At 56.1% G+C, this 25071-nt stretch carries 35 protein-coding genes; 9 read left to right on the forward strand and 26 right to left on the reverse strand.

Translation table 11 applies throughout. The features are described from left to right. Positions 1-32 precede the first annotated feature (32 nt). The 14 genes from rcsA to fliF form a co-directional block, all read right to left on the reverse strand. Positions 33-668 carry a transcriptional regulator RcsA gene (rcsA, locus tag MXF20_RS14725; RefSeq protein ID WP_325970020.1) on the reverse strand — a complete coding sequence of 212 codons (636 nt, stop codon included), beginning with the start codon at positions 666-668 and terminating at the stop codon, positions 33-35. Positions 669-1295: 627 nt separating this feature from the next. Continuing rightward, positions 1296-2084, reverse strand: coding sequence for a flagellar biosynthetic protein FliR (gene fliR / locus MXF20_RS14730; protein WP_325970021.1), 789 nt, complete (start codon positions 2082-2084; stop codon positions 1296-1298). Then, positions 2084-2353, reverse strand: coding sequence for a flagellar biosynthesis protein FliQ (gene fliQ, locus MXF20_RS14735; protein WP_010618647.1), 270 nt, complete (start codon positions 2351-2353; stop codon positions 2084-2086). The genes fliR and fliQ overlap by 1 nt, the downstream gene beginning before the upstream one ends. A gap of 41 nt (positions 2354-2394) precedes the next feature. Further along, positions 2395-3129, reverse strand: a complete 735-nt coding sequence (fliP, locus tag MXF20_RS14740) for a flagellar type III secretion system pore protein FliP (protein WP_325970173.1) — start codon at positions 3127-3129, stop codon at positions 2395-2397. Beyond that, positions 3129-3524 carry a flagellar biosynthetic protein FliO gene (gene fliO, locus MXF20_RS14745; protein ID WP_325970022.1) on the reverse strand — a complete coding sequence of 132 codons (396 nt, stop codon included), beginning with the start codon at positions 3522-3524 and terminating at the stop codon, positions 3129-3131. The genes fliP and fliO overlap by 1 nt, the downstream gene beginning before the upstream one ends. 2 nt (positions 3525-3526) lie before the next feature. After that, complete coding sequence (gene fliN / locus MXF20_RS14750) at positions 3527-3937, reverse strand: flagellar motor switch protein FliN (RefSeq protein WP_325970023.1); 411 nt, start codon at positions 3935-3937, stop codon at positions 3527-3529. Beyond that, entirely contained in the window at positions 3930-4937 is a 1008-nt protein-coding gene (gene fliM, locus MXF20_RS14755; protein WP_325970024.1) for a flagellar motor switch protein FliM, read from the reverse strand. The genes fliN and fliM overlap by 8 nt, the downstream gene beginning before the upstream one ends. A gap of 4 nt (positions 4938-4941) precedes the next feature. Then, the gene (gene fliL, locus MXF20_RS14760; protein WP_325970025.1) at positions 4942-5427 is read right to left on the reverse strand and encodes a flagellar basal body-associated protein FliL; all 486 of its coding nucleotides are present in this window, start codon (positions 5425-5427) and stop codon (positions 4942-4944) included. A gap of 130 nt (positions 5428-5557) precedes the next feature. Continuing rightward, positions 5558-6823: a flagellar hook-length control protein FliK gene (locus MXF20_RS14765; protein ID WP_325970026.1), complete on the reverse strand. Its 1266-nt coding sequence runs from the start codon at positions 6821-6823 to the stop codon at positions 5558-5560. Next, positions 6820-7263: a flagellar export protein FliJ gene (gene fliJ, locus MXF20_RS14770; RefSeq protein WP_325970027.1), complete on the reverse strand. Its 444-nt coding sequence runs from the start codon at positions 7261-7263 to the stop codon at positions 6820-6822. Before fliJ ends, MXF20_RS14765 begins: the two co-directional genes overlap by 4 nt. 24 nt (positions 7264-7287) lie before the next feature. Next, a complete protein-coding gene (gene fliI, locus MXF20_RS14775; protein WP_325970028.1) occupies positions 7288-8643 on the reverse strand; it encodes a flagellar protein export ATPase FliI in 1356 nt (451 codons plus the stop codon). Beyond that, positions 8643-9347: a flagellar assembly protein FliH gene (fliH, locus tag MXF20_RS14780; RefSeq protein WP_325970029.1), complete on the reverse strand. Its 705-nt coding sequence runs from the start codon at positions 9345-9347 to the stop codon at positions 8643-8645. Before fliH ends, fliI begins: the two co-directional genes overlap by 1 nt. Then, positions 9340-10332, reverse strand: a complete 993-nt coding sequence (fliG, locus tag MXF20_RS14785; protein ID WP_021509869.1) for a flagellar motor switch protein FliG — start codon at positions 10330-10332, stop codon at positions 9340-9342. Before fliG ends, fliH begins: the two co-directional genes overlap by 8 nt. Then, positions 10329-12050 (reverse strand): flagellar basal-body MS-ring/collar protein FliF, encoded by a 1722-nt coding sequence (gene fliF, locus MXF20_RS14790; protein WP_325970030.1) that lies wholly within the window; start codon positions 12048-12050, stop codon positions 10329-10331. The genes fliG and fliF overlap by 4 nt, the downstream gene beginning before the upstream one ends. 277 nt (positions 12051-12327) lie before the next feature. Here fliF and fliE point away from each other — a divergent pair, with 277 nt between their 5' ends. Next, complete coding sequence (gene fliE / locus MXF20_RS14795; protein ID WP_325970031.1) at positions 12328-12639, forward strand: flagellar hook-basal body complex protein FliE; 312 nt, start codon at positions 12328-12330, stop codon at positions 12637-12639. Between the two features lie 47 nt (positions 12640-12686). Here fliE and MXF20_RS14800 read toward each other — a convergent pair whose 3' ends face one another. From MXF20_RS14800 to MXF20_RS14810, 3 genes are all read right to left on the reverse strand, one after another. Further along, a complete protein-coding gene (locus MXF20_RS14800; protein ID WP_158252668.1) occupies positions 12687-12860 on the reverse strand; it encodes a hypothetical protein in 174 nt (57 codons plus the stop codon). Positions 12861-12944: 84 nt separating this feature from the next. Next, entirely contained in the window at positions 12945-13130 is a 186-nt protein-coding gene (locus MXF20_RS14805; protein ID WP_146068665.1) for a hypothetical protein, read from the reverse strand. 170 nt (positions 13131-13300) lie between these two features. After that, positions 13301-13501, reverse strand: a complete 201-nt coding sequence (locus MXF20_RS14810; protein ID WP_104188852.1) for a hypothetical protein — start codon at positions 13499-13501, stop codon at positions 13301-13303. Between the two features lie 537 nt (positions 13502-14038). Here MXF20_RS14810 and MXF20_RS14815 point away from each other — a divergent pair. Together MXF20_RS14815 and MXF20_RS14820 are read left to right on the forward strand one after the other, a co-directional pair. Further along, positions 14039-14302: a biofilm/acid-resistance regulator YmgB/AriR gene (locus tag MXF20_RS14815; RefSeq protein ID WP_325970032.1), complete on the forward strand. Its 264-nt coding sequence runs from the start codon at positions 14039-14041 to the stop codon at positions 14300-14302. A 277-nt stretch (positions 14303-14579) separates the two neighbouring features. Continuing rightward, positions 14580-14765, forward strand: coding sequence for a hypothetical protein (locus tag MXF20_RS14820; protein ID WP_325970033.1), 186 nt, complete (start codon positions 14580-14582; stop codon positions 14763-14765). Positions 14766-14801: 36 nt separating this feature from the next. On the opposite strand, the gene MXF20_RS14825 is transcribed toward MXF20_RS14820, so the two are convergent. Further along, the gene (locus MXF20_RS14825) at positions 14802-16013 is read right to left on the reverse strand and encodes a diguanylate phosphodiesterase (RefSeq protein WP_325970034.1); all 1212 of its coding nucleotides are present in this window, start codon (positions 16011-16013) and stop codon (positions 14802-14804) included. A gap of 241 nt (positions 16014-16254) precedes the next feature. Here MXF20_RS14825 and MXF20_RS14830 point away from each other — a divergent pair, with 241 nt between their 5' ends. Then, entirely contained in the window at positions 16255-16503 is a 249-nt protein-coding gene (locus MXF20_RS14830) for a hypothetical protein (protein WP_325970035.1), read from the forward strand. 58 nt (positions 16504-16561) lie between these two features. Here MXF20_RS14830 and MXF20_RS14835 read toward each other — a convergent pair whose 3' ends face one another. Further along, positions 16562-17197: a helix-turn-helix domain-containing protein gene (locus MXF20_RS14835; protein WP_325970036.1), complete on the reverse strand. Its 636-nt coding sequence runs from the start codon at positions 17195-17197 to the stop codon at positions 16562-16564. Between the two features lie 141 nt (positions 17198-17338). On the opposite strand from MXF20_RS14835, the gene MXF20_RS14840 reads away from it, so the two are divergent. The 3 genes from MXF20_RS14840 (at position 17339) to MXF20_RS14850 (ending at position 18630) form a co-directional block, all read left to right on the forward strand. Next, on the forward strand, positions 17339-17728 hold the full coding sequence (locus MXF20_RS14840; protein ID WP_031280179.1) for a hypothetical protein: 390 nt from the start codon (positions 17339-17341) through the stop codon (positions 17726-17728). Next, positions 17709-18038, forward strand: a complete 330-nt coding sequence (locus MXF20_RS14845) for a hypothetical protein (protein WP_325970037.1) — start codon at positions 17709-17711, stop codon at positions 18036-18038. The genes MXF20_RS14840 and MXF20_RS14845 overlap by 20 nt, the downstream gene beginning before the upstream one ends. A gap of 82 nt (positions 18039-18120) precedes the next feature. After that, positions 18121-18630, forward strand: a complete 510-nt coding sequence (locus MXF20_RS14850; RefSeq protein WP_325970038.1) for a hypothetical protein — start codon at positions 18121-18123, stop codon at positions 18628-18630. 24 nt (positions 18631-18654) lie between these two features. Here MXF20_RS14850 and MXF20_RS14855 read toward each other — a convergent pair whose 3' ends face one another. Continuing rightward, positions 18655-19245 (reverse strand): acyltransferase, encoded by a 591-nt coding sequence (locus MXF20_RS14855; RefSeq protein WP_325970039.1) that lies wholly within the window; start codon positions 19243-19245, stop codon positions 18655-18657. Between the two features lie 227 nt (positions 19246-19472). Here MXF20_RS14855 and MXF20_RS14860 point away from each other — a divergent pair, with 227 nt between their 5' ends. After that, positions 19473-19739, forward strand: coding sequence for a hypothetical protein (locus MXF20_RS14860; RefSeq protein WP_021509881.1), 267 nt, complete (start codon positions 19473-19475; stop codon positions 19737-19739). A 17-nt stretch (positions 19740-19756) separates the two neighbouring features. On the opposite strand, the gene MXF20_RS14865 is transcribed toward MXF20_RS14860, so the two are convergent. From MXF20_RS14865 to MXF20_RS14880, 4 genes are all read right to left on the reverse strand, one after another. Continuing rightward, positions 19757-19996 (reverse strand): DinI-like family protein, encoded by a 240-nt coding sequence (locus tag MXF20_RS14865; protein ID WP_325970040.1) that lies wholly within the window; start codon positions 19994-19996, stop codon positions 19757-19759. A 336-nt stretch (positions 19997-20332) separates the two neighbouring features. Next, entirely contained in the window at positions 20333-20656 is a 324-nt protein-coding gene (locus MXF20_RS14870) for a DUF6388 family protein (protein WP_325970041.1), read from the reverse strand. 73 nt (positions 20657-20729) lie between these two features. Continuing rightward, positions 20730-22022: a sugar ABC transporter substrate-binding protein gene (locus MXF20_RS14875; RefSeq protein ID WP_325970042.1), complete on the reverse strand. Its 1293-nt coding sequence runs from the start codon at positions 22020-22022 to the stop codon at positions 20730-20732. A 9-nt stretch (positions 22023-22031) separates the two neighbouring features. Continuing rightward, entirely contained in the window at positions 22032-23576 is a 1545-nt protein-coding gene (locus MXF20_RS14880; protein ID WP_325970043.1) for a methyl-accepting chemotaxis protein, read from the reverse strand. A gap of 207 nt (positions 23577-23783) precedes the next feature. Here MXF20_RS14880 and yedD point away from each other — a divergent pair, with 207 nt between their 5' ends. After that, complete coding sequence (gene yedD, locus MXF20_RS14885) at positions 23784-24245, forward strand: lipoprotein YedD (protein ID WP_325970044.1); 462 nt, start codon at positions 23784-23786, stop codon at positions 24243-24245. 50 nt (positions 24246-24295) lie between these two features. Here yedD and fliT read toward each other — a convergent pair whose 3' ends face one another. After that, positions 24296-24655, reverse strand: a complete 360-nt coding sequence (gene fliT / locus MXF20_RS14890; RefSeq protein ID WP_325970045.1) for a flagella biosynthesis regulatory protein FliT — start codon at positions 24653-24655, stop codon at positions 24296-24298. Next, the gene (fliS, locus tag MXF20_RS14895; RefSeq protein WP_058780706.1) at positions 24655-25059 is read right to left on the reverse strand and encodes a flagellar export chaperone FliS; all 405 of its coding nucleotides are present in this window, start codon (positions 25057-25059) and stop codon (positions 24655-24657) included. Before fliS ends, fliT begins: the two co-directional genes overlap by 1 nt. Positions 25060-25071 lie beyond the last annotated feature (12 nt).

The following is a 25071-nucleotide window of genomic DNA, read 5'->3' on the forward strand; positions in this document are numbered from 1 at the left end:
TTAACCACAAAACGTATCATCGATGGGTGAAACTATCGCACGTTGACATAAATACCAGAGGTAACATTATCCGTCAGACGCACCACATGATAAATAACCTGTTTATTATGCGTCTTAATTTTACGTTTAATATTGCCTTTGTGTGACGAAACCGTCTTCGCTTTAATTTGCATCTTGTCCGAAATCTGAATGGTGTCATGACCTGACATCCACATTTTCAGCATATTAGATTCCGTCTGACTCAGCGTCAGTGGATGAATATCCATACCGGCAGAAATGCGCGGCGATGCATTGAGTTTCTTTTGCAGATAGGTGCCCAGCAGCGAGTCCAGTGTCGAGGTTTTTACCGATTTTGATGTAATAATCAGGTTCTTACGAACGTAGAGGTATTCCTCAAAATGGATATTCGAGATCGCCATGAAAATAAAGAATAGCGTATCCGGATGCTGCATGATAATAGAACGAATGCGATCGCTGGAATCGGATTCATGAATAAAGCATTCTTCATTGATAAATACTACGCCCGGTTTTAATTGCTCACATCTTTGTTGCAATTGTTCGATGTCAGACACGGAAGTAATATTTTTCTTTTTGACTCCTTTTGCCGACATATAGTCTGACAAACCCAGGCGTGTGTAGTTACATGAATCCATAATAATCGTTGGCATTATAGCGACCCTCACCAATTTGTTATCCGTTTAAATCAACGATGAATACGCGTTTGCGGTACGAGAGAGATTTCCAAAGACACTTTTTTATTCTGCTCGGCAGACTGGCGTAATGTACCCCTGCGCCATCTTGATTCGTCCCTGACCCGTTCTGCGAAGTTTATTGTGTTACTTCCACGTCACTCTTGTCCCCGCGATAGTGGGAATCGCCGGGAATTTGGTTTATGTGTTTCTTTCGCTCTGTTTTGAGAGCCCTGTCACTATCGCGCAAGTCACAGACAAATCTGATAGGACAATTCTTAAAAACATTTGAATCGCGAAAGTGTGACGTTTCAGCGAGTGTTGACAATGCCGGAAAAAAGGGATTTAGACAAGAAAAATCGCTGTAATATTTTTTTTGTTTAAAAACAGCCCTTTGAGCATTTTATCAACCGATTCACAAGCTTAACCAGCTTAGGAATCGTCTGACTAAAATACGCGAAGCGCCGTTTAATAAGAATAATTTTCACCATAAATGCGCATTTATCAGAATATCCTCAGTTGATTTCTGAAAAAAATGGTTCGAAAAATGCACAGAATGTTTTTGTTTACTTAACTATCGTATAAGAAGGTTAACAGTATCGTTAATCAACGGGCAGGGGAAAGTTCTGATACAAACTGCGCGAGCAAATCAAAGACTTCGCCGAACAGATGTTCACAGAAAGGTGCAAGCAACGGCATCATCATACCCAGACTCAGGATCCCTACCGTTAAGGTGATTGGGAAGCCGATAGCGAAAACTGACAGCTGAGGTGAAACGCGGTTTAACAAACCTAGTGCCAGGTTTAGCGTGAGGAGCAGAATTATTAAGGGTAGCGCTAACATCATGCCATTAAGGAAAATTAAGCTGGCGGCTTTGGTCAGCGCCATGAAGGCGTTGGCGTTGAGTGGCTGATCGTTAATCGGCAACGTGTGAAAACTGTCCACCAGTAACGAGATCAACCACAGGTGACCGTTGAAGGTCAGGAACAGCAGCATCGCCAGCATGTCGAGAAAACGGGCCAGCAGCGGCATGTTGATCCGGCTGTTCGGGTCGAGCAGGGTGGCGAACGACAGGCCCATTTGCAGACCGATCATCTCACCCGCCAGCCGCACGGCTGAAAAGGCCAGCTGCATCGTCAGACCAATACCGATACCAATCAGCAGTTGCTGTACAAGCATCCAGAAACCGGCCGGGGTAAACAGCGTCACTTCGACCGGAGGCAGCAGCGGCATCACAATCCAGGTGATCACCACCGCCAGTCCTATTTTGACCCGTTTTGGAATCGAACGTTCATTGAGCAACGGTGCGCTGGCAAACAGCGCCAGTAAACGCACCATCGGCCAGAAGAATTGCGCCACCCAGTGCACCAGCTGGCTGCTGTCGAGCGTGACCATTAGCCGATGATATAAGGCAGGTTGCTGAACAGAGTACGGATGTAGTCCAGCATCAGGTTGAGCATCCACGGACCGGCAACCACCGCAGTGGCCGCAACGGCGAGGATTTTCGGGATAAACGACAGCGTCTGTTCGTTAATCTGTGTTGCCGCCTGCAGAATACTGATCAGCAAACCACTCACCATCGCCACCAGCAGCAGCGGAGCGGCCATCATCAGGGCGATACGCATCGCTTCCTGGCCCATTACCATTACCGATTCCGGTGTCATGTTGCGCTCCTGTCGAGAGAAAGGTGAGGGCGGTAAGCCACTCAGGAGTAAAAACTTTGCGCCAGCGATCCCACCAGCAGCTGCCAGCCATCTACCAGCACGAACAGCATCAGCTTAAACGGCAACGAAATGGTGGCGGGCGGCACCATCATCATCCCCAGCGCCATCAGCACGCTGGCGACGACCAGGTCGATGATCAGAAACGGGATGAACACGGTGAAGCCAATCTGAAATGCGGTTTTCAGCTCGCTGGTCACGTAAGCGGGCAGCAGGATGCGCATCGGTACCGCTTCCGGCCCCTGAATCGGTGCGGTGTTGGCCAGACGGGCAAACAGCGCCAGGTCAGCTTCGCGCGTCTGGCGCAGCATGAACTCGCGCAGCGGCTGGGCACCTTTGTCGATCGCCACGTCCATGCTGATTTTGTCCTGGCTGAACGGCAGATAGGCATCGGTGTAAATCTTGTCGAAGGTTGGCGCCATGATAAAGAAGGTCAGAAACAGCGCGAGACCCAGCATCACCTGATTCGGCGGCGCGGATGGCGTGCCCAGTGCGTTACGCAGCAGACCAAACACAATAATGATGCGCGTGAAGCTGGTCATCATCAGCAGCACCGCCGGAATAAAGGTCAGCGAGGTGATGAACACCAGCGTTTGCACCGGCAGCGACCAGCTCTGACCACCATTGGCCAGCGGCTGGCTGATCAAACCCGGCAGCTGCGCATGGGCAGCCGGTGCCAGCAGCATCAGCAGCGGCAGAAGAGGGAGCAATCGACGCATCATTGGGGTTTTCCGGGACGTTTAACCAGAGTCTGAAACAGTTGACGAAAATCCTGCGGCGCCGCAGTGGCCGGCAGCGACGCTTCCGGTGGCAGCGGCGGCAGCGAGTGCAGATGAGTAATCTGCTGAGCGGTGACGCCCAGCACTAAACGCGCATCGGCGGTATCAACAATCACCACCCGCTCCTGACGCCCAACCTGCACGCTGGCGCTGACTTTCAGCGCCTGGCCGCTCACCGCTTTCGGCGCAAAGCCGAGGCGTTTCGCCAGCCAGCCGCAGGCCAGAATCAGCAGCACGATCACCGCCAACACGCTGCTGACTTGCCCGACGACCGAACTGGTGGACACCACCGGCTGGGCGTGGGCGGGCTGCACGGTTTGCGCGTTTTTTAACATGATTAGCGGCTCAGGCGACGCATACGTTCGGACGGCGTAATAATGTCGGTGATGCGCACGCCATATTTGTCATTCACCACCACCACTTCACCCTGCGCGATTAAATAGCCGTTGATCAGGATGTCCAGCGGCTCGCCGGCCAGACCGTCCAGCGCCACCACCGAACCCTGCGTCAGGCGCAGCAGCTCTTTGATGGTCATCTTGGTGCGACCCAGCTCCACGGTCAGCTTGACCGGGATATCCATAATCAGATCGATGTCCTGCAACGAGCCGCCGGCGGCGCTGGTTTCGAACGACTTAAATACGTTGTCGGCCGGCTCCGCTGCACTGCTGGTGGTTGCCTGCTCGTTCATCGCTTCAGCCCACAGATCGTCCGCAGAGATATCATCGGACGGTTTTTTGCTGTCACTCATTGGGCTGTTCCTCATTCAGCGAATTCAAAATCGGGTTAATCAGGTGTTCTACACGCAGCGCATACTGGCCGTTGAGCGTGCCATACTGGCTCGTCAGTACCGGTACGCCGTCGACGTGAGCAATGATGCGGTCCGGCTTCTCAATGGGCAGGACGTCACCAGGTTTCAGTTGCAAAATGCGTGACAGACGCAGCGACGTTTCGGCGAAGTGGGCAATCAGCTCCAGCTCCGAGTGCTGCACCTGTTTCACCAGATTGTCGCGCCAGTGATTATCTTCCTGACGCGAGTTCTCCAGCGGTGGATTGACCAGCAGCTCACGCAGCGGCTCAATCATCGAAAACGGAATACAGATATTGAACTCACCTACCAGGTTACCAATCTCCACCTGGAACGGCGTGTTAACCACGATATCGTTCGGTGAGGTGGTAATGTTGGTGAACTTCACCTGCATTTCTGAACGCACATACTCCACTTCCAGCGGATAAATCGCCTTCCATGCGTCGCTGTAGCCTTCCAGCGCCAGCTTGAGCATGCGGCGGATCACGCGCTGCTCGGTGTGGGTAAACTCACGGCCTTCCACTTTGGTCGGGAAACGACCGTCGCCGCCAAACAGGTTATCCACGGCGATAAACACCAGGCTCGGCGAGAACACCACCAGCGCGGTTCCGCGCAGCGGCTGCAGGTGAATCAGGTTCAGGTTGGTTGGCACCGGCAGGTTGCGGGCAAACTCATGGTACGGCTGAATCTTGATTGCCCCTACGCTGATATCCGGGCTGCGGCGCAGCAGGTTGAACAGCGCCATACGGAAATGACGGGCAAAACGCTCATTGATGATCTCCAGCGCCTGCAGACGCTCGCGCACCACGCGACGCTGGGTATTGGGATCATAGGGGCGGATATCGCCATCGGCCCCTGTGGAACTGTTCTCTACTTCCGCGCTGTCACTGTCGCCATTGAGCAGCGCGTCAATCTCAGCCTGGGAGAGAATGCTATCGCCCATTAAGTCACCTCAAAATGAAGGCGGTAAACAGCACGTCACTGACTACCTGCGCAGGTTGACCTTTTACCAGCGGTGGCGTCAGCACCTGTTTGATCTGCTCAACCAGGGCCTGCTTGCCTTGCTCCGTTGCCAGCGCGCTCGCGCTCTGACGCGAAAGCAGCAGCAGCAAACGGCTGCGTACCTCAGGCAGGTAGTCATTCAGCCGACGACGGGTGTCCTCATCCGGCAGACGCAGGGTAAAACCTACGTACAGCACGCGATCGGGATCGTTGTCGGGATTGACCAGGTTAACCGTAAACGTATCCATTGCAAAAAATACCGGGGCGGGCGGCGGCTCCACTTTGGCAGCCTCCGGTTTGTCACCCTCGTGTTTATTCATCATTCGCCAGACTGCATAGCCTGCCACGCTGCAAGCGGCCAGCGTTACAATCAGTAACACCGGAATTAGTAGTGAACGTTTGCGGCCTTTAGCTTTCGCGTTATCAGACATGTTTGCAGTTACTTCCTGTGAATTATGGGCAAGCCTCTCGGCTTACCTGGACAGATTATCCCGCGTCTTAAGTCAAACAATGGGAAGAAAAGACGCGGGTTTTACGCTTACCTTCAGCGTTTAGTCGCTGTCAGGCAAAGATATCGACAGCGCCGTTGCCGGTCGCGCGCGCCTGGAGGGCTGCCGGGACGGCAATAGGCGTTATCTCGTTGTCACTGTCCTGGGAGAGGGTAAAGCTGCCGTGCTGGCCGTCGCGACGTCCTTCCTGCTGGCCCTGATAACTCTGGCCCTGTGCGAAAGCGTCGCTGCTGACATTACTCTGTCCCAGGTTGATGCCGCTCTCCGCCAGCGCCGTACGCAGCTGTGGGAGCGCCGCTTCCAGCGCGGCCCTCACATGGCTGTGGCTGGAAACCATATTCAACTGTGCCTGATCTTTATCCAGCGTCAGGCTAATCTGTATCGCACCCAGATCTTCCGGGTGCAGGCGTAACTCAGCGTTCTGCTGGCCATTACGGCTGAACATTACAATTTGCTGGCTCAGCGCCTGCTGCCACTCATTGCTGCCCAGCTGCGCATTCAGCATCGGCGTTGAAGGCGCGCTGCTGGTGCTGGCGGTGGTGCTGACCAGCGGGCTGGTACTGCTCAGCGGGCTGCTGATGGCCGGCGCGCTGCTGTCATGGCCGCTGGCCATCTCGCGCCGCTCTTCCGGTTTGCTCAGCGTGCTCAGCACCTGCTGAAAACGTTCATCCAGCGTCATACCGTTATTGCTGGCCGGCGCGGCATTGCTGACACTGCTCTGCACCGGGCTGTGACTGACACCGGTCAGGCTGGCCAGCGAATCGCTGTCTTTTGACTGCGGCGCAGCCGGCTTCGCCTGATCTTCTTTCACCGCGCTCTGCAGCGCACTGTTAAGTAACGCCGCAGGTAAACCGGTACGTGCCTCACCCTGGGTCTCCAGCGGTGTGCTGTTTGCTGTTGGCTGGCCGCTGCGGTTTTCGATCACCGCCGGCAACATGGCAAACAGCGCCTGCACATTCTGTAAGTCGCTGGCAGTTAACGAACTTGCCGCGCGCTTGTCATTATCATCGGCTGATTTCAGCCCGGCTTTAGTGTTTTCCGGCTGTAAAAGTGCGTTTAACGCGTCTGGTTTGTCCAGTGCCTGCAACAGCGCGCTTAATGACGCTTTCGTGACATGCTTAGCGTCAATTTCTGCCGCCAGATCAGCGGATTGCGCGCCATTTCCCTGCTGCTTTACCAGCGTCAGCAGGCGATTGCCCAGCTCGGTGATAAATCCCTGCGGCAGGGTGTCAGCTGCAGACGAATTGTCCACGCTGGCTGAAGGTTGCGCTTTGCCGGTTTTAGCCAGCTGTGTCAGCAGTGTTGGCAGCGTATTCATTCGCCTTTCCTCAATGCGGCCCGTTGGGCAAATTCATCCATCCGTTTCTGATCGAGACGGCTTTCCTGTCGTAATGCGTTCTCTTCCGCACGGGTAATCAGCGTCTGATAGGCATTCAGCTTCTTATGCTTTTCCCGCCAGTTGCTCAGCGCCTGCTCCAGCCGCTGGTTCCACTGATTAAGCTGCTGGCGATGCTGTTCGATGGCTTTTTCCAGCGTCTGAATAAACTGGTGATAGTTGCTCCAGCGCGTGCTGGCGATGCCGCCGGACATATCCTGATTGAGCTTGTTACGGTACTCATCCTGATAATCGAGCAGCATGCTCAGCTGCTCGTCGGCCTGCTGCTGGCCGCGGCGCATGTCGCCGAGGTGAATCACCGCCTGTTCCAGATCCTGCTCCGCCAGGTCGCGCAGCGTGTCAATTGCATTGGCTGTTTTCATCGCGTTACCTCCCATCGGACGGCGTTAGCCGAACATCGCCTGCAGATGCAGACAGGCATCGTCATAATCGCTACGTTCAAAAATGCCCTGCTGCAGGAATGCTTCCATCTGCGGATAGAGCTTAATGGCGCGATCCAGCATCGGGTCGCTCCCGGCGGCATACGCGCCGACGCTGACCAGATCGCGGTTACGCTGAAAGCTGGAGAGCAGCTGTTTGAACTGGCGCACGCGCGCATAGTGGGTTTCATCAATCAGCGCGGTCATGGCGCGGCTGATCGAGGCTTCGATATCAATCGCCGGATAGTGACCGGCCTCTGCCAGCCGGCGCGACAGCACAATGTGGCCGTCGAGAATGGCGCGCGCCGAGTCGGCAATCGGGTCCTGCTGATCGTCGCCTTCGGTTAATACGGTATAGAAGGCGGTGATTGAGCCGCCGCCGTGAATGCCGTTGCCGGCGCGTTCTACCAGTGCCGGCAGCTTAGCGAAGACGGAAGGCGGATAGCCTTTGGTGGCCGGCGGTTCGCCGATCGCCAGCGCGATCTCACGCTGCGCCATGGCGTAGCGGGTGAGGGAGTCCATGATCAGCAGCACGTGCTGGCCGCGATCGCGGAAATCTTCGGCGATGCGCGTGGCATAAGCGGCGCCCTGCATGCGCAGCAGCGGCGACACGTCGGCCGGCGCGGCGATCACCACCGAGCGCGCGCGCCCTTCAGCGCCAAGAATGTTCTCAATAAACTCTTTGACTTCGCGGCCACGTTCACCAATCAGCCCAACTACAATGACGTCGGCTTTGGTATAACGCGCCATCATGCCGAGCAGTACCGATTTGCCCACGCCAGAGCCGGCGAACAGCCCCATGCGCTGGCCGCGTCCGACGGTGAGCAGCGCGTTGATCGCCCGCACGCCGGTATCCAGCACATCGTGGATCGGCGTACGCTGCAGCGGGTTAAAAGGCGCGGTGATCAGCGGCGCGCGGTAGCCGGTTTCCGGCGCAGGCAGGCCATCCAGCGGTTTGCCGCTGCCGTCCAGCACGCGGCCGAGTAGCTCCGGCCCCAGCAGCAGCTGTTTACCGCTGTGGTCACCGTGTACGCGGGCATAAACGCGCGCGCCAGGCAGGATGCCGTCAACTTCTTCCAGCGGCATCAGAAACAGTTTCTGGCCGTTGAAACCGACCACTTCGCTTTCTACTTCTGTGATGTTGCCGTTGTCGTGACGCTCAATAATGCAGGTGGCGCCAAGCGGCAGCTGCAGGCCGGTGGCTTCCAGCACCAGGCCGGTGGCGCGCGTCAGGCGACCATAGCGGCGCACCGTCTGCACCTGACTGATGCGGTCTTCAAAACTGTCGAGCGCGCCGAGCCAGCGCGAGAGGCGTGAGGTCATCAGAAGGCTCCCGGTGCCGCCAGACGGCACAGCTCCTGCCAGCGCGTGGCGACGCTGGCATCGAGATCGCCGTCTTCGGCGCTGAGTTTACAGCCGCCGGGATGCAGCGAACTGTCGGCCAGCAACCGCCAGCCGTGCAGATCGAGCGTCGGGCCGAGCGTCTGCTCAACGCGCTGCAGATCGTCCGGGTGCACGCGCAGCTGCGGTTTGCCGCTGAACATCGGCTCCTGCTGAATCAGCTGCTGAATCTGGCGCAGCAGGGCGCTGCCATCCACCTGCGTCGCCTGGCCAATCACCGTGCGCGCGGCTTCCAGCGCCAGCTGCATCAGGCGCGACGCAATCACGCTGTCCAGCGCTTCCAGCGTGTGATGAAACTCGGTGACCAGCTGCTGCATACGCGCCTGCAGCGGCGCCTGCTGCTGCTGGGCATCGGCCAGGCCCTGCTGGAAGCCGGCGTCATAGCCGTTTTGCTGCGCTTCGGCGAAGCCTTTCTGATAGCCTTCGCTGTAGCCCTGCGTCTGCGCATCTTTGCGCATCTGCTGCTGCAGCCGTTCCAGCTGCTGCTGCTGTTCATCTTCCTCGCTCAGCACGAGGTCGCTGTCCGGCTCGTCCGCCAGCAGCAGTTCAGGCTCAGGCTGCAGCGGTGCGCCTAAATCATCAGGCTGCCAGCGCTGCCATGCACGGGCGGAAAAGGCATCAGACATAGGTTTCCTCGCCACCACCAATTACCATCTCGCCTGCTTCCGCCAGACGGCGCACGATAAGCAGGATTGCTTTCTGTTCGTTCTCCACCGCGGACATACGGACCGGGCCGCGGTTGGCGAGGTCGTCGCGCAGGATGTCGGCGGCGCGCGCTGACATGTTTTTGAGGAATTTCTCGCGCAGCGGCTGCTCGGCACCTTTCAGGGCAATCAGCAACTGCTCGGACTCCACTTCCTGCAGCAGGCGCTGGATGCTGCGGTCGTCCACTTCCACCAGGTTTTCGAACAGGAACATCTCGTCGATAATCTTCTGCGCCAGCTCGCCATCGAAGTCGCGAACCGCTTCGATAACCGCTTCTTCCTGCTGGGTTTTCATCAGGTTGATGATTTCCGCTGCGGTTCTCACGCCGCCCATCTTCGCGCGCTTGAGGTTGGTACCGTCCAGCAGGCCGTTGAGCACTTCGGTCAGCTCCGCCAGCGCTGCCGGCTGTACGCCGCCGAAGGTGGCGATACGCAGCATCACATCGTGGCGCAGACGTTCGTCGAACAGCGCCAGAATATCCGCCGCCTGGCCGCGCTTCAGGTGCACCAGAATGGTAGCGATGATCTGCGGGTGTTCGTCGCGGATCAGATCGGCTGCCGCCTGCGGTTCCATAAAGTTGAGGGTTTCCATGCCGCTGGTGGTTTCACGTGTTTCGAGGATGTCCTCCAGCAGGCTGGAGGCGCGCTCTTCGCCCAGCGCCTTGATCAACACCGAACGCAGGTAATCGTTGGAGTTGAGGCTCAGCGCGGCAAACTGCTCGGCATCGGTTTCGAACTCGCGCAGCACTTCGGTCAGCTGCTTGTGCGAGATCTGCTTCATGCTGGCCATCGCGGCGCTGAGATGCTGCACCTCACGCTGGTTGAGGTGTTTAAACACCTCCGCCGCACGCTCTTCGCCAATGGTCATCATCAGAATGGCGCTCTTTTCAGTACCGGTCAGACTCATAGTTCGTTACTCATCCATTCGCGGATAACCAGCGCCACAACGCGCGGATCGTTTTCAGACATGTCGCGGATGCGCTGGCTCATCACCTCGGCGCTCATGCGGTTGTTAGATTTGCGCTCCTGGTCCAGCTCGTCTTTATTGATCTGGACGCTGTAGGCGGCTTCTTCCTCACGGGCGGCGGCGCGGGCAGCAGCGGCTTCAGCGGCGGCTTTCTCGGCTTCGCGTTTACGCAACAGCTGCGGACGCACCATCTTGCGGTAGAGGATGAAGGCAACCAGTGCCACCAGCAGCCAGCGACCGGCGGTCATCAGCTGATCAAAGAACGACTGCTGCTGCCAGAAGGGCAGGTCGCCGCCGGTTGGCTCGGTGGTGTTGAACTGCGAGTTGACCACGTTGACGCTGTCGCCACGCGTTTGCGAATAGCCCATCGCTTCACGGGTCAGGTCTTCAATCTGCTTGATCTGCTGATCGTTCAGCGCCACCGCTTTGCCTTTGCCGTCATCGCGGTAGTTCACCACCACGGCGACCGACAGGCGCTGCACGTCACCCACGTTGAGTTTGGTGTGACGAATGGTGCGATCCAGCTCGTAGTTCACCGTGTCGTTACGGCTGGAGCTGCTCGGGCCGCTGCTCTGCGCGGTGCTGGTCGAGGTGCCGGCATTCTGCGCGTTGGTGTTGTTCTGCTGGCCGTTGGCGTTATTGTTGTTCTGCTGCTGCGGATTGGTGACCGGCGCGGTATTGGCTGGCGCAGGCTGATTCGACAGCGCACCCGGCACGCCGCCCGGATACGGGCTGCCGTTCTGATCGCTGGTGCTGGTCTGGCGCGAGCGAATCGCCGAGTTATTCGGGTTAGCGTTTGGCTGATACTTCTCGTCAGTCTGCTCGCTGCGGTCGAAGTTAATCTGTGCGGTGACCTGCGCATGCACGTTACCCTGACCGAGGATCGGGTTAAGAATGGCTTCAATGCGCTGCTGGTAGCGGGCTTCGACTTCTGACGCATATTTCAGCTGGGCATCGTTAAGATCGCGACCTTCGCTGTCTGAACGGGTCAGCAGGCGACCGGCCTGATCGACCACGGTGACGTTGCCCGGCGGCAGACCGGCCACGCTGCTGGAGACCATGTGCTGAATCGCCTGAATCTGGCCTTCATCCAGCGCACGGCCCGGCTGCAGGTTGAGCGTTACCGAGGCAGACGGCGATTTCTGCTCGCGCACGAACAGCGTCGGTTTTGGCATCGCCAGATGCACGCGCGCGCTTTTCACCGGACCGAGCGTCTCGATGGTGCGCGCCAGTTCACCTTCCAGCGCGCGCTGGTAGTTGATCTGCTCACTGAACTGGCTGATGCCGAACTTCTCTTTATCCATCAGCTCAAAGCCGACGGAGCCACCTTTCGGCAGTCCCTGCTGGGCAAGGCGCAGACGCAGCTCATGCACTTTATCGGCGGGAACCATCAGGGCACCGCCGTTTTCAGCGAACTGGTAGGGGATGTTCATCTGCGTCAGCTGGGTCACGATCGCGCCGCCATCCTCATCGGACAGGTTGTTATACAGCACGCGATAGTCGGGGGCTTTCGCCCACAGCACCAGCGCCAGAACCACGGCGATAGCCGCCGCGGCAGCGACGATTAAGGGAATACGCGGATTTGCGCGCAGGCGGGCGAGAAGGTCACTGAAGCCTTTCTTTGCTGTATCCTGTGTGGCGGCTGCACTCGCATTCATGACCAATTCCTGCCTGACATAATTGACCGGGTGTATGTAGGTGACAAAACTGACTCCCTGATACGCATCCCCGCCCGTGTTTGCCGTGTTGCTGGCGCAACGGTGAAGGGGAAAAATGAAATTCCAATCTAATGCCTGGCATTATTTGATGAATCGTGTCACTTCGATGGCTGGATAAGCCGGGTTTTTTGCAGTCATTTAGCGCCTTTGTCCTATTGACAGTGTGTTAACTTTTCCTCCGTGAAAAAATGAACCCTTCATCTATGAGGTACAGGCAATGTCGATTCAGGCAATTGATGGCGTACTGCAACAGCTCCAGCTCACGTCTCTGCAGGCCAGTGGCAAAGCGAACGAATCCGCCAGTCAGCTCGATTTTGGTGCCACCATGAAAGCCGCGCTGGATAAAATCAGCGCCACCCAGACCGCTGCGCGCAGTCAGGCGCAGGATTTTGAGCTGGGTAAACCGGGCATCCAGTTAAATGATGTGATGGTCGACCTGCAGAAATCGTCGATTTCGATGCAGATGGGGATTCAGGTGCGGAATAAGCTGGTCAATGCGTACAGCGAGATCATGAGCATGCAGGTGTAGTCGCACGGGCAATAAAAAACCGCCTGAGAGAGGCGGTTTCGTCAGGGTCAGGGCAGTGACAGTTTCTCGCTGATCGCCCGGTAGCCCTGTTCAGCGAAGCGTTGCTTGCTGATGGCGTCGTTTTTGGTGGGTTCAAACCAGGCACCTTCCCCACTGGTTGAGAAAAACCAGACTTCTGGCTGTTCTGCGCCGCGCTGCACCCAATAAAATCCTTCCTGCATTATCATGTCCTCCTCACAGGAATATAGTTCAGCTACGCTGCGCTTAACAGCGTAACTGACAATATTCTCACCTGCAGACGAAAACTAAGCAGATTGCGCCTCTTCCGGTGGCGTCAGTTTGCCACTGAGAAGTTTAAAACCGGCAGATTTAAAACGAGGCAGAGAAAGCGGTATTGGCTCCATCGGGCGATAAAAACCGCGTCCAGCATCCCAGTACCATACCTCAGGCTCAGTTGTGCTGCTGCCTACCCAGTAAAAACCCGTATCCATCAGTGCTCTCCAGAAATGAATGAAGGCACGCCTTCTCTAATTTCCGCAAAATAATGTCTTAATTAAACTCAATGATCAATCTCGCTTGCCGCTTCGCTTATTAGCGCCAGAGATGAGCGGCTGCGAAAATAACATCCGGTGGGTCGGTCCAGATATCATCGAAGGCTTATTTACCGATCCTGGAAAGGATCTTTTTTATCATCCTGACTGTCATCACGCGTACGCGGAATTTCACCGTGTTCGCGCGCATCATCCTGCGCCGGATGATCGTCTTCTTCATACGCATTACCTGCGTTGGGTGCCGCTTCCGGTAAACCTTTGTGCACCTCGCCCTCGTTTTTACGCTCCTTATTCGTTTCGTGTTGCTTCATCTCTCTCTCCAGCAGGGTTTCGTTGTGATGAATTTCGCGTGATCAGCGGCCGTTTCAGGCGGCCGTAATCGTTTTCACACTCTACACGCAGAACAGCTAAATTGTACAGTTATGCAAAGTTGTACAAGTTTGACGGGGCTGTATAGAACTGTACGGGTGTCGCAAAGAGAGAAATAATTTTGTTGTGTAGAAAGAGAGGGTTAGCGCGGTGCACGATAATTTATTCAAGATAACTGCATGATTTTTACTGTTAAAATGGCGAATTTATTGTGGTAAAAAGCGCGAAATTGTTGTGTGAATCTCCTCTGACCACACAAAATGTTAACGAAATTGTTGTACAAGTTTTCCATCTTTGTATAACTTCTTAGTTGTGGCAGTCAGTCACACGTAACGAATGATGCTTTGCATCGCCTCTGAAGGTGTTGTGGATTTCCACTTTCAGAGGCTGTTTTTTTACCTGTGCTGATTCAAAAATTTACCTGAGTAACCTTTTCACCGCTGCAGTGCTCACTGCGGCCCAACGAAATGAGGCTTGTTATGGAACAGAATGCATTGGCGTCATCAGAGTCTCAATTGTCAGAATATTTTCAGCGCGCGGGTTCACAATATGCCAGTGAGAAAGAGATCATTGCGCAAATTTACAAACAACTGGCGGCGGTTAAACTGCGCGTGAGCAATAAGGATATTATTCTGGCACTGCTGGAAAGATTAGAATCGGAACATGATGTGGTCCAGCTGGATATTTATCGCCAGGCGCTGGAACTTATTGTTCAGAAAACCCCGGACGATATCGCGTCCTGAAACCTGTGTCTGTCATACTCAACTCCATTGCCGAAACACGGACGTTTAGTTGCCTGTTTGTTTCGCCCCTTAGCGTAGGGGCCTTTATTCTTTTCCCGCCTCGTTTTCTGCCTGAATAAGCCCAGCGTGAAGTGCACAGTTGCCGCCATTCTCTGCTAAAGTAACTAGCTGGAGTAAGCTTTCATGCAAGCAGGGTTACTTTCTACGCCAGAGCGCGTATCACCTCATCGGGCACGCATGAATGTCTGATTCGCGGCCAGTGCCGCTGGATACACATATGAATGATGGTTATTACTGGGTTAAAGATGGCGAACGCTATCCTGAAGTCTGGCTGTACCAGAAGCAGTTTGGCTGGTTTCGTCCCTGCAGCGCGGTGCCAATGACACAGCGTACCTTTGAGATGATGAAGTATGTGGTGCTGAGTGAACGGCTGGAGGAACCCGCGCGCGAGGCTGAGTTCTGAGCGTGTGACCGCCGTTACGGCGGTCAGTTTTGCCGCTTATTTGATCTCTGGCCAGGCCACCGCCGGGAAACCATTGAACTGCGGACGGGCGAACAGATAGCCCTGGAACTGACTGATGCCTACCGCTTCCAGCCACATCCACTCTTCGGCTTTTTCCACGCCTTCGGCAACCACCGCAATCTCCAGTGAGGCACAGCACTTGATGATGGCATGCACAATCGCCTGTTTCGGGCCGCTTTTGTGCACATCGCTGATAATCTCACGGTCAATTTTAATCTTGTCCGGCTGAAATTTTGACAGCAGCGACAAGCCCGCGAAGCCGGCACCAAAGTCATCCAGCGCCAGGCTAATGCCGGCCGCCTTAAGTTTTCTTACTTCTGCAGCAAATTCTTCCGCGCGCGAGATGATTTCGTTTTCCGTCACTTCGACCACGATCTGTTCCGGCACCAGGCCGTTGGCCGCAATCTCCTGCAGCAGGAATTCCACCGCATTCGGGACGGTAACCAGCGACATCGGCAGCAGGTTGATGGTCAGCGTTTGCTCGCCAAGTCCCAGCGTGTTGGCCAGGTTGAACGCCAGACTTTTGGACTGAATATCAGCGTGATAAATCGCATCGCCGCCAAAGGCAGAGAAATACTCCTGCGGCGAACCGCCATTTGGGGTACGAATCAACGCCTCATACGCCGTAATGCGCCGTGAGAAGGGGTCTACGATAGGCTGAAACGCAAACCGGCAATCCTGCACATAGTGCTGGAAACTTTCCAGCTGGCGCTGGCTCTCCGCGTCAGTAATGAATTCCCAGGTATTCGCTGGCGGGATCTCGAAATAGTTCTCCTTTTCCCGCGCTTCAACAAAGGTACGCAGGAACTGTAGCGCGCGGTCATCATAGGTCAGCTGATAACGCGACGTGCCTTTATCCAGCACCGCCTGCAGCACGCTGGATTTATCGTGCTCGCGCAGGTCAAACAGCTCCATACCGACGTTGCCAAAACGGCGGGCCGGCGCGAAGTCATGCATTAATTCCACCAGGTTGTGATGGCGCCCATCCTGGCAGATGCGGTCATAAATGCCCTGGACCGCGTGGTCGGGTCCTTCAAGTAACTGAAAAAAATGGCGGCCATCAAAAAGCAGAATTCCGGTGATATCGGACAGTTCGTTTTTCTTATTGGCTTTGCCAACCATGTCTTCCAGCGTTTTGATGGGAACATGATCGTAGAGGTGGCTGCGGTAAATGATGGTAGTCAGCATGAATTGTCCGGAGATATCGTTATTTACCCTTACATTAACAGCCAGACGGCTGGGTCTGTCCAGCGCCGGACTGCCAGAAGGTTAACTATTTTTCAAAATTTTGCTTAACCGAAGCGGCAGGAGAGGGCGTCAAGTCAAAATATTAATAAACCGGCGGTAAAAATCGCCTTCGATAAAAAAATTCGATTGAAAGGATAAATGAAAAGCGTATCGTTGGCCGGGTTAACCGGAGGTGATAAAGATGTTGCGTGATTATTTGAAGATTGATGAAAGCGATCGCTTAGTCGAGCAGGGTTTGTTACGGCAGCAAAACCGGGGACAGGAAGATGTCACCGAGTGGCACATTGTCGGTGCCAGCGGCGAGCATAAGGGCAGCGTCAGGCTGTTCGATAAGTTAAGCACCCGACGTTCCTGGCGCGTCAGTTACCGCATTACGCAAACCGACTTACAGGGAAGGGTGGTGGTCGATCACCTGACCGATAATTTGTAATTTTTGCCGTAGTTCTCTTGTCTGATTTGACCCGCCGCTGGCGGGTTTTTTGCCTGCCTCAGCGGCTGCCGCGCCGCCGCATTTCCACCAGCGTGCCAATCAGTTGCAGCGCATTTTTATGACTCTGCTGAACCGGAAAGTCTTCGTTTAACGGCCGCAACGAGAAAATCTGCTCGTCGTGCAGGCGGAAAATCCGCACCACGGCCACCTGTTCAGCCCGCGCCAGCACCACATCGCCCGGCTGCGGTGCGCGTTGCGGGTCAAACAGCAGCCGATCGCCAGCACGGTAGTCGGGCAGCATGGCGCCATCTTCCAGCGTGACTGCCAGCGCGCTGTCGCTCAGCAGTTCATCACTGTAGAGGAACTGGCTGGCTTGCTGCTGCCACTGCAGCCGCTGCTCATCCAGCCAGTCTGCGGCCTGCGCCAGCGTGACCAGTGGCACCGCCGTGAGCGCAGGGCCGGGCTGGGCGCTGGCGAACGGCTGGCCCTCACCATCAATAATCCACGCCGCGCTGCACTGCAGCAGCTCCGCCAGCCGCAGCAGATTTTCGCCACGCGGCACCGTCTCATCTTTTTCCCACTGCGAAACCGCAACGTGCGAGACGCCAATGCCCGTTGCCAGCGTTTGCTGGGTGAATTTCAACGCTTTGCGCCGCTGACGAATGCGCTCACCAACAGATTCTTTTTTCATCATCTTGACAACTCCTTCAGGCTTGACTTAAGTATACTTAAAATCATTAATTAAAGTAAACTTAAATTTGCCGCTGGCCATGTCACTGGCGAGGGAGGTCAGCAGGCTGTCCGGCTCACCCTCGCCAGATGAGAGAGGTAAGGCATGGAGAGTAGTTTGGTCACCAGCGTAGGCGCACTGCTGCTCGGCGGTGGCGCGGCAGCGGTGTTCTGGAAACCCCTGATGGCGGGGATCGCGTCAATCGTCACCAGCAATCGCGCGGGCGGCGAGATCATCACCAGCTACAAAGAGCAGGTGCTGCTTCTCAAGGAGAGCCATGCGCTGATGCGTCAGGAAAACGATGAACTGCGTATCCGTCACGATAAAAACCTGCGGCGTATCTCATCGCTGGAGACCGATCTGCGCTTGATCAAAAACGCACTCGGTATCCTGCTGGCGACCACCGAAGCCGAGCACAGCGATAAGTTTCGCAGCCAGATAAATCAACTGATTACCACTCTGGAGGAGAACCGCGATGGTGCAGATAAACAGTGAAATGATGGTGAGAAGCCACCGGCGTCATTTGATGCTGGGTGGCCTGCTGATGCTGTTATCGCTGCTGTGCGTGGCGATGACCATTCTGTTTCTTTACGTCAATAACAGCGCCAACCAGCGCGTGGAGGATATTCGCCAGCAGTATCGCGCGATTTCAGACCGGCGCGAAGAAAAGGTGGCTGAGTTGACCAACCAGCTGATTGCGCTGCAGCAAAAGCTGGATGCCCGGACGCCACCCCGCGCCACGCAAACGGCGAAACCCTCCGCGCCTCCGGGCGCACAGCCAACCGCGCCAGAACCGCGGCGCTAAGGAGGTCCCGATGCTTATTACCGAGCGGATCGCAGTACGTTTGCAGCAACTGCGGTCTTTATTTAGCAATAAGGAGAATATTATGAGCGATCAAACTGTCATCAACCCAACCAGCGCCACGGCGCAGCAGGATATCTCTCCACTGGAGAGTTTTGCTAACGAAACGGCTAGTGCGACACCGGCTGTCGCAGGCAGCGCTGCCGATAGCGCCGCGTCGCCGGCGACACAACAGGCCGCTGCCACACCGGTAGCGCAGCAGGAACCCGCCGCGCCCGCCAGTGCTGCGCCGCCCTTTCATGCGGACGCACCAGTCGATCTCGATCAGCAACTGGCCACACAGGATACGCTGGCGAACGGCTCGGCCAGCGCTGGCGCCTCTGCGGCCTCCACGCCTGGCATACGTAACGATCAGGCTAACGCGCCCGCGGCCAGCCCGGTTGCTGCTGCAGACGTCAGCGATGCGGTGTCGCAGGACATCAGCGCTGGCGTGAAAGACTTTGTCCAGGCCTTCAGCTTTGTTGAGCAGGGCGTCATCAGGCTGGGCACCGCCGCTAAGGACGAGCTGATTGCGCTGGCGAAAAAGTACCTGTAAGTCAGACGGGCAGGGATGCCCTGATCATCTATCTGGCGAGGTGATCTGCTTTTCCAGTTCCAGCGGATTCTGTTGCCTGCTATTAATCCTTTTTGCTGGCGAGCCGAAGTAAATCGACCATGCATCGGTATCGCGCGTTATCAGTGAGTTGGCGCCGACTGCGGTTCCCTCTGCCAGCGTGAGACCCGGCATGATAATGGATTGTGAACCGACGATGACATGACGGCCCAGCACCACTTTCCCAGAGGTCACGCCGGTCAGGTGTGCAGGCACGGTAGGGTTAGTCATGAATTCCCCACTGTAGTCATCACTTTTTGAGTAGATTTTTACACCCTGCGACAGCCCCGAGAAATCCTGCATTTCGACTCCGGCACCCGCCAGTACCGCGCAGTAACCGCCAATATGAATATAGGATCCCAGCTTCAGATAGCCCTCGCCGGCAGCCACGAGGGTCGAGAAGCCGTCGATACGTACGTGATCGCCCAAGGTGATATTGTGCAAGCCAATTATGGTGCAGTTTTTGGCCACCATGACCTGCCTGCCTACCTGTTTAAAACCAAACGTTTTCAGCTCATGTTCGGTGTAATAGCCAGGATTAAAAGGTTCAGTCGACACAATGCATTCTCCGGATCATCTGGGCGGTTGCGCCATCATACGTTTGAAGTCATCAGTCTGTTACGGCAGAAAAGCGGTAAATCAGGCGCCAATTCAGCGAAATAAAACCTGGCGGAAGAAACAGCGAGCAAGTTAAGATAATTCTGCAGGCGGCTTCGCTATTATCTGCTAACTTTAATTGCTCGAGCGTTATTTTAACTGGCTTTATCAGCAAAAAGGAAAATAGCATGAGTGATACAGAGGCAATCAAAACCAAAACTGACTACCTGCGTGATGTCACCTCACAGCTAAAAGAGATGCGTCACTACGCGCAGACCAATACCGAGACGCTTTCCAGCCACTGGCTGGCTTTTGATGCCGGGGAGTACAAGGATAAAGAGTACGCCACGCGATTTGATGCGCTAATCAATAAGCAGGGACAGCTGCTGGATGATATCGATCAGGCGATTCAGGATCTGGAAATCGCCATCAATCACAGCGAGCAGGAAAGCTAAGCACGCAAGCGGGTGGCCTAATCGGCCACCAGCCACATATCTGCTTCATCAAACATCTCTTCAATAATGCGCGCAATCGTCGCCTTATCGTTTTTACTCATATCGGTTTCGATAGCGTTGCGCTCCATCGGCTTAACCCGCACTTCCAGGTCCGGAAACACGCGCTGCACGCGTTTTTCCAGTTCCTGCAAAATCATCTCACGCGCGCCCGGTAAACCGGCGACGTTGCGCTTGTCGTAAATCAGCTCCACAAACATCAGGGCATTCCAGTTATCAAAGTGGGAGCGTCATATTACTGTAAATAAAACCAGTGACAAGCGGCAGGACGGCAATTATTTTCACCCTCACCAGACGGCGCACGTTGCCGTTGCAACAGTAAGAGGAAAGAAAGGAGGAAAGCAGAGCAGGGTAGCAAAAAATTGAACCTCTGGAGGTAGAAATCCAGCAACACCTCCAGAGGCGGTGCAAGCGCACCATTCGTTCAAGGACAATCCATGACAGACGTCATAGGTATTAAGTTATACAATTTTTTCTAACTTGTACAACTTTTCCTGAGAAATTTCTTCCCGATTCATCCTATCTGAACGTACCGATCATAATTCGTTTTTAATGCAAAACTCTTCCCACGTCATACCCAGCGCTTCCGCGTGGGATTTCAGATAGGTTTCAATCGCCTGCGCTGCGACCGCTTTATCTGGTTCAGCCAGCTGAATAGAGAACAGGATACCGTCGAGCTTCTTCTGACGCAGAAAAGCGGCATAGATTCGTTCAGCGTGCCACGCGCGCAGCTCACGTAGCGACATGTTGGCCGCGCGCGCATCACTTTCACTCAGTTCATCCAGCGCGGCCTGAAAATCAGGGTGGGCGGTGAAAAACAGGCTGCGGGCCTGGGCGTAATACTCTTCGGGGGTTTTCATTCGGGGATTCCTGCCGGTCAAATTGCGCGTTAGTGTAACCTGCACACGGTGACTTGTCAGGAATCCCGAACGTTTACTGCTGTGCGGCTTGCAGGCGCGCCACGTCCTGCTGATTTTTCTCCAGCGTTTGATCTACCGTCAGCTTGCCCTGTAGCAGCGCCGCCAGATTTTGCCCGACGGCATTACCCATCTGATCAAAGCCAGCGATACTGACGTACTGCACACCGGTGTAAGGCACCGTGTTCAGGGTCGGTTGATCGACGGTGGCGGATTCAATTGCGCTGCGCACCTGAGCGGCATACGGCGCCAGACGCTGGTAGCTGGGCTGCTGGTAGGTAGAATTACGGCTGCCGGGCGGCACCGCACCCCAGCCGACGGTATCTGCTACCTGCTGAATATACTGGCGTGAGGTCGCCCAGCTGATGAAGTCAACGGCGGCGGCGCGCTGCGGCGAATTAGCCGGCACCGCCAGCGCCCACGACCACAGCCAGTGCGAGCCGTTGCGCGTAATGCCACCCGGCGCCGGCGCAAACGCCAGCTTGTCGGCCACCAGCGAAATCTGCGGGTTGATCAGCAGCCCGGCGGCGACGGTGCTGTCGATCCACATCGCGCATTTCCCCTGTGCGGTAAGACGCAGGATCTGGCCAAAACTGTTGCTGGCGGTATCCGGCGGGCCGTCCTGTTTCACCATGGCGAGATAATCGGTCAGCACCTCACGCCACTCTGGCGAATTCAGCGTCGGCTGCCAGCGATCGTCAAACCACTGCGCCCCATAGGCGTTGGCCATGGTGGTGAGCAGGGCCACGTTATCGCCCCAGCCGGGTTGGCCGCGCAGGCACAGGCCATAAATACCGTGCTGCGCATCGGTGAGTTTCGCCGCGAAATGTTTGATGTCGGTCCAGTCGGGATCGTCCGGCATGGTCAGCCCTTTCGCCGCAAACAGATCTTTGCGGTAATAGGTCATGCTGCTTTCACCGTAAAACGGCAGCGCGTACAGCGTTTGCTGCCACGACAGCGCTTTGCGCACCGGCGCCAGCAGATCGTCGCTGTCGTAGTCTGGCGGCAGATTATTGAGCGGTGCCAGCCAGCCTTTTTTACCCCACAGCGGCGCTTCATAGGTGCCCACGGTAATCACATCGAATTTTGCCTCACCGCTGTTCATGGCTGCCAGCACCGCCTGACGCAGGGCGCCATCATCCATCACGTGCCACTGCAGTTTCACGTCCGGATGCTGCTGTTCGTAACGGCCCGACAGCTGCTGCATGATGGTCATGTCACCGTTGGCAATGGTGGCGATATTCAGCGTGGTGACGGCGTGGCTGAGCAGCGGCAGCGCGGCCAGCAGCGCGATTATGGTACGTTTCATGGCGGCTCCTTATGGCTGCTGCAGGCGGAAGAACGCCATTTTTTCCACCAGCAGGCCGGCATGCTGGCTCACCGTCTGGCTTGCGGCGCTGGCCTGCTGCACCAGCGACGCATTCTGCTGGGTAGCGCCATCCATCTGGATCACCGCCGTGTTTACCTGCTCAATACCGCTCGATTGCTGGCGGCTGGCCACGGCGATCTCGCCGACAATATCCACCATGCGCGCCACGCCGTGATTGATGTCATTGAGCATCTCGCCCGATCGCTGCACCAGCGCGCTGCCGGCTTCGACTTTGCCGACGCTGGCATCGATCAGGGCTTTGATCTCCTGGGCGGCACCGGCCGAACGCTGCGCCAGCTGACGCACTTCTGACGCCACCACCGCGAAGCCGCGCCCCTGTTCCCCGGCGCGCGCTGCTTCCACCGCCGCATTCAGTGCCAGCAGGTTAGTCTGGAAGGCGATCTCATCAATCACGCGGTTGATATCCGCGATGCGCTTGCTGGAAGATTCAATCTCCTCCATCGCACTCACCGCGTCGCGCAGTACGCCGCTGCCGCGCTCGGCCTGATGGCGCACATCGCTTGCCAGCTCGTTGGCCTGCGCGGCATTGTCCGCGTTATGTTTTACCGTGGCGGTCATCTGCTCCATGCTGGCCGCAGTCTGCTCCAGCGAGCTGGCCTGCGCATGGGTACGTTCCGACAGATCGTCGTTGCCATCCGCCATTTGACGCGCCGCATCGCTCAGCGCATGGGCACTTTCGCCCACCTCGCGCACGATCTCCGCCAGCCGCACATCCATGCGCAGCAGCGCCTGCATCAGTTCTCCCATCTCATCGCGCGTTACCGTGCCGATGTGGTGATTGAGCTCGCCGCCGGCGATGGCATCCGCCAGCTCGCGCGCCTGAGCAATAGAACGGTTAATTGAGCGGATCAGCAGCCAGCCGGAGACCAGCGCCAGACTTAGACCCAACAGCAGGATGGCGATCAGGCTATTGCGCGCCAACAGGTAGTCACGGTTGCCCTGCTGCCAGGCCGTTTGCGCATGCTGGCGCATCAGGCCATCCAGCTGATCGATATCCTGCTGCAGCAGTTCGCTGCCGCTGCGCAGGCGGGTTTCGATCACCACCAGCGCGGCGGAGGGGTTACCGCCTTTCAGCAGTTCACCGGCTTCGTGCAGCGCGCCCTGCCAGCCGTCGAGATGCGTCAGGAAGCGCTGGCTGAGCGGTTTAGTCTGCGCATCGAACGCCAGCTGCTGCCAGGTATGGCGATCGGCGTTGATCTGCTGGCCATACTGCGCAATGCGCGCCAGGCGTTTTTCCACTTCACTGCTGTCGGTCCAGTAGCGCAGCGCATCGAACAGGGTCGCGGATTGCGCCTGCACCATGCGGTACAGGCGCGAAGAGTATTGCAGAGGCAGCAGCTCATTCTGATAAGCATTTTGCGCGCGCTGATCGGCGGCGCGCAGGCCAATAATTCCCCAGATGGCGGCAATAATCAGTAACAGGCACAGCAGGCCGACAATCGCAGCCAGACGTGCGCGAAGGGTCAATCGCATAACAGCGTTCTCCGAAACCAGGGTGAGTAAGTCGTCAATATTGTTATGAGTGCAGGTGCTTAAGACTTCACATCAGGTTATCGGCGAAGAGTTGACCAGCTTGAGGGCAGCGGAGAAAGAGAAGGGGGATAACACCGCAGATACCTTGCGTCACGCCGGGAAAACATTATAACGTAGCCGCCATTGATGCGAGTGTAGGGACCGAAGATGAAAAAGTGGATGGTACTGGCCGCGCTGGCGCTGAGTGGCTGTGCGCAAATCAACAGTTATGACGAAGCGGTAAAAACCCCGGCACCACTGGAACTGCAGGGCAACTGGCAAACGGTGGGGCCGCAGAGCAAGCTGATCAGCAACGAGGCCATGGCCAGCCTGATCGTCAGCGCTGACGGCGCGACCCTTGACTGCCGCCAGTGGCAGCGGGTGATTGCCAAACCGGGCAAGCTGACGCGTCTGGATGATGACTGGGTCAACGTTAACCGCCAGGCGCGCGTGATGCCACTCACGCTGGAAAACGGTGAGCTGCACTACGATGGTCTGACGCTGCGTAAAGTGGATCGCCCAACCGTCGAGTGCCAGCAGGCGCTGGACGAAGTGGCAAAGCGTCCTGGCGACGCGGTGATTCAGGATATTGAGCCGCAGATTCTGAAGCCGGTGGCGGCAGAGAAATAACCCCATTACGCGGGTAAGGCAACGGTGCTATTACCCGCGCAATCTGTGAATTAAAGGTTCCCCGGGTAGAGCACCTTGTTAGAGAATCGGCCATAGGCTGACGTCACTTTTTGTTGTTGCGTGGTGGTTTGCACCAGCGATCGCAGTTCATCCATACGCTGTGTCAGTAAGGTTTTAATCTCGCTTTCATTATCCAGTACCTGTTTCAGCATCGGACGAATCTGTAAGCGTAATCCGGAAGACAAAGCACTGGTACCCTGATCGCGCGTCACGCTCTCTACATTTCGCAGATAAGTCATCTCACAAGCGATCAAGTCATCCCACTGGCCACCTCTGGCCTGCGCGAGCATCGCGTTACTGAGCTGCAGCAGTTGCTGATAGCCCTGAAGTAAATCAACGTGTGTCGACATTAATACGAGTCCTGCTGTTGGTTAGGGCCGATTTGCTTCCACGCCTCTGCAATGTTGCTCAACAGCGCTTCGACTTCTGCAATCGCTTGCGGATCGTTACGCAGATTGGCCTCCAGCAGACGGCGCGTCATGTATTCATACAGATCGTCAAGATTGGCAGACAACTCGCCGCCAATTTCATGGTTCAGGCCAGCTCGCAGTCCGTTAGTAATGATGTTTATCGCTTTCGTCAGCGCCTGGCCCTTACCGGGAATATCACCCTGATCCATCAGAATGGTGGCTTTTTTCATGGCGCTCAGTGCGCCATCAAACAGCATTACCACCAGCTGATGTGGGCTGGCACTCAACACGGCACTCTCTAAACCGACCTGTGCGTAGGCCTGAATGCCCGATTTGGCGTACATATTTAACTCCTG

Source organism: Pantoea dispersa (genome assembly GCF_035783935.1).
In the GTDB taxonomy this organism is placed as follows: Bacteria; Pseudomonadota; Gammaproteobacteria; order Enterobacterales; family Enterobacteriaceae; genus Pantoea; species Pantoea dispersa_C.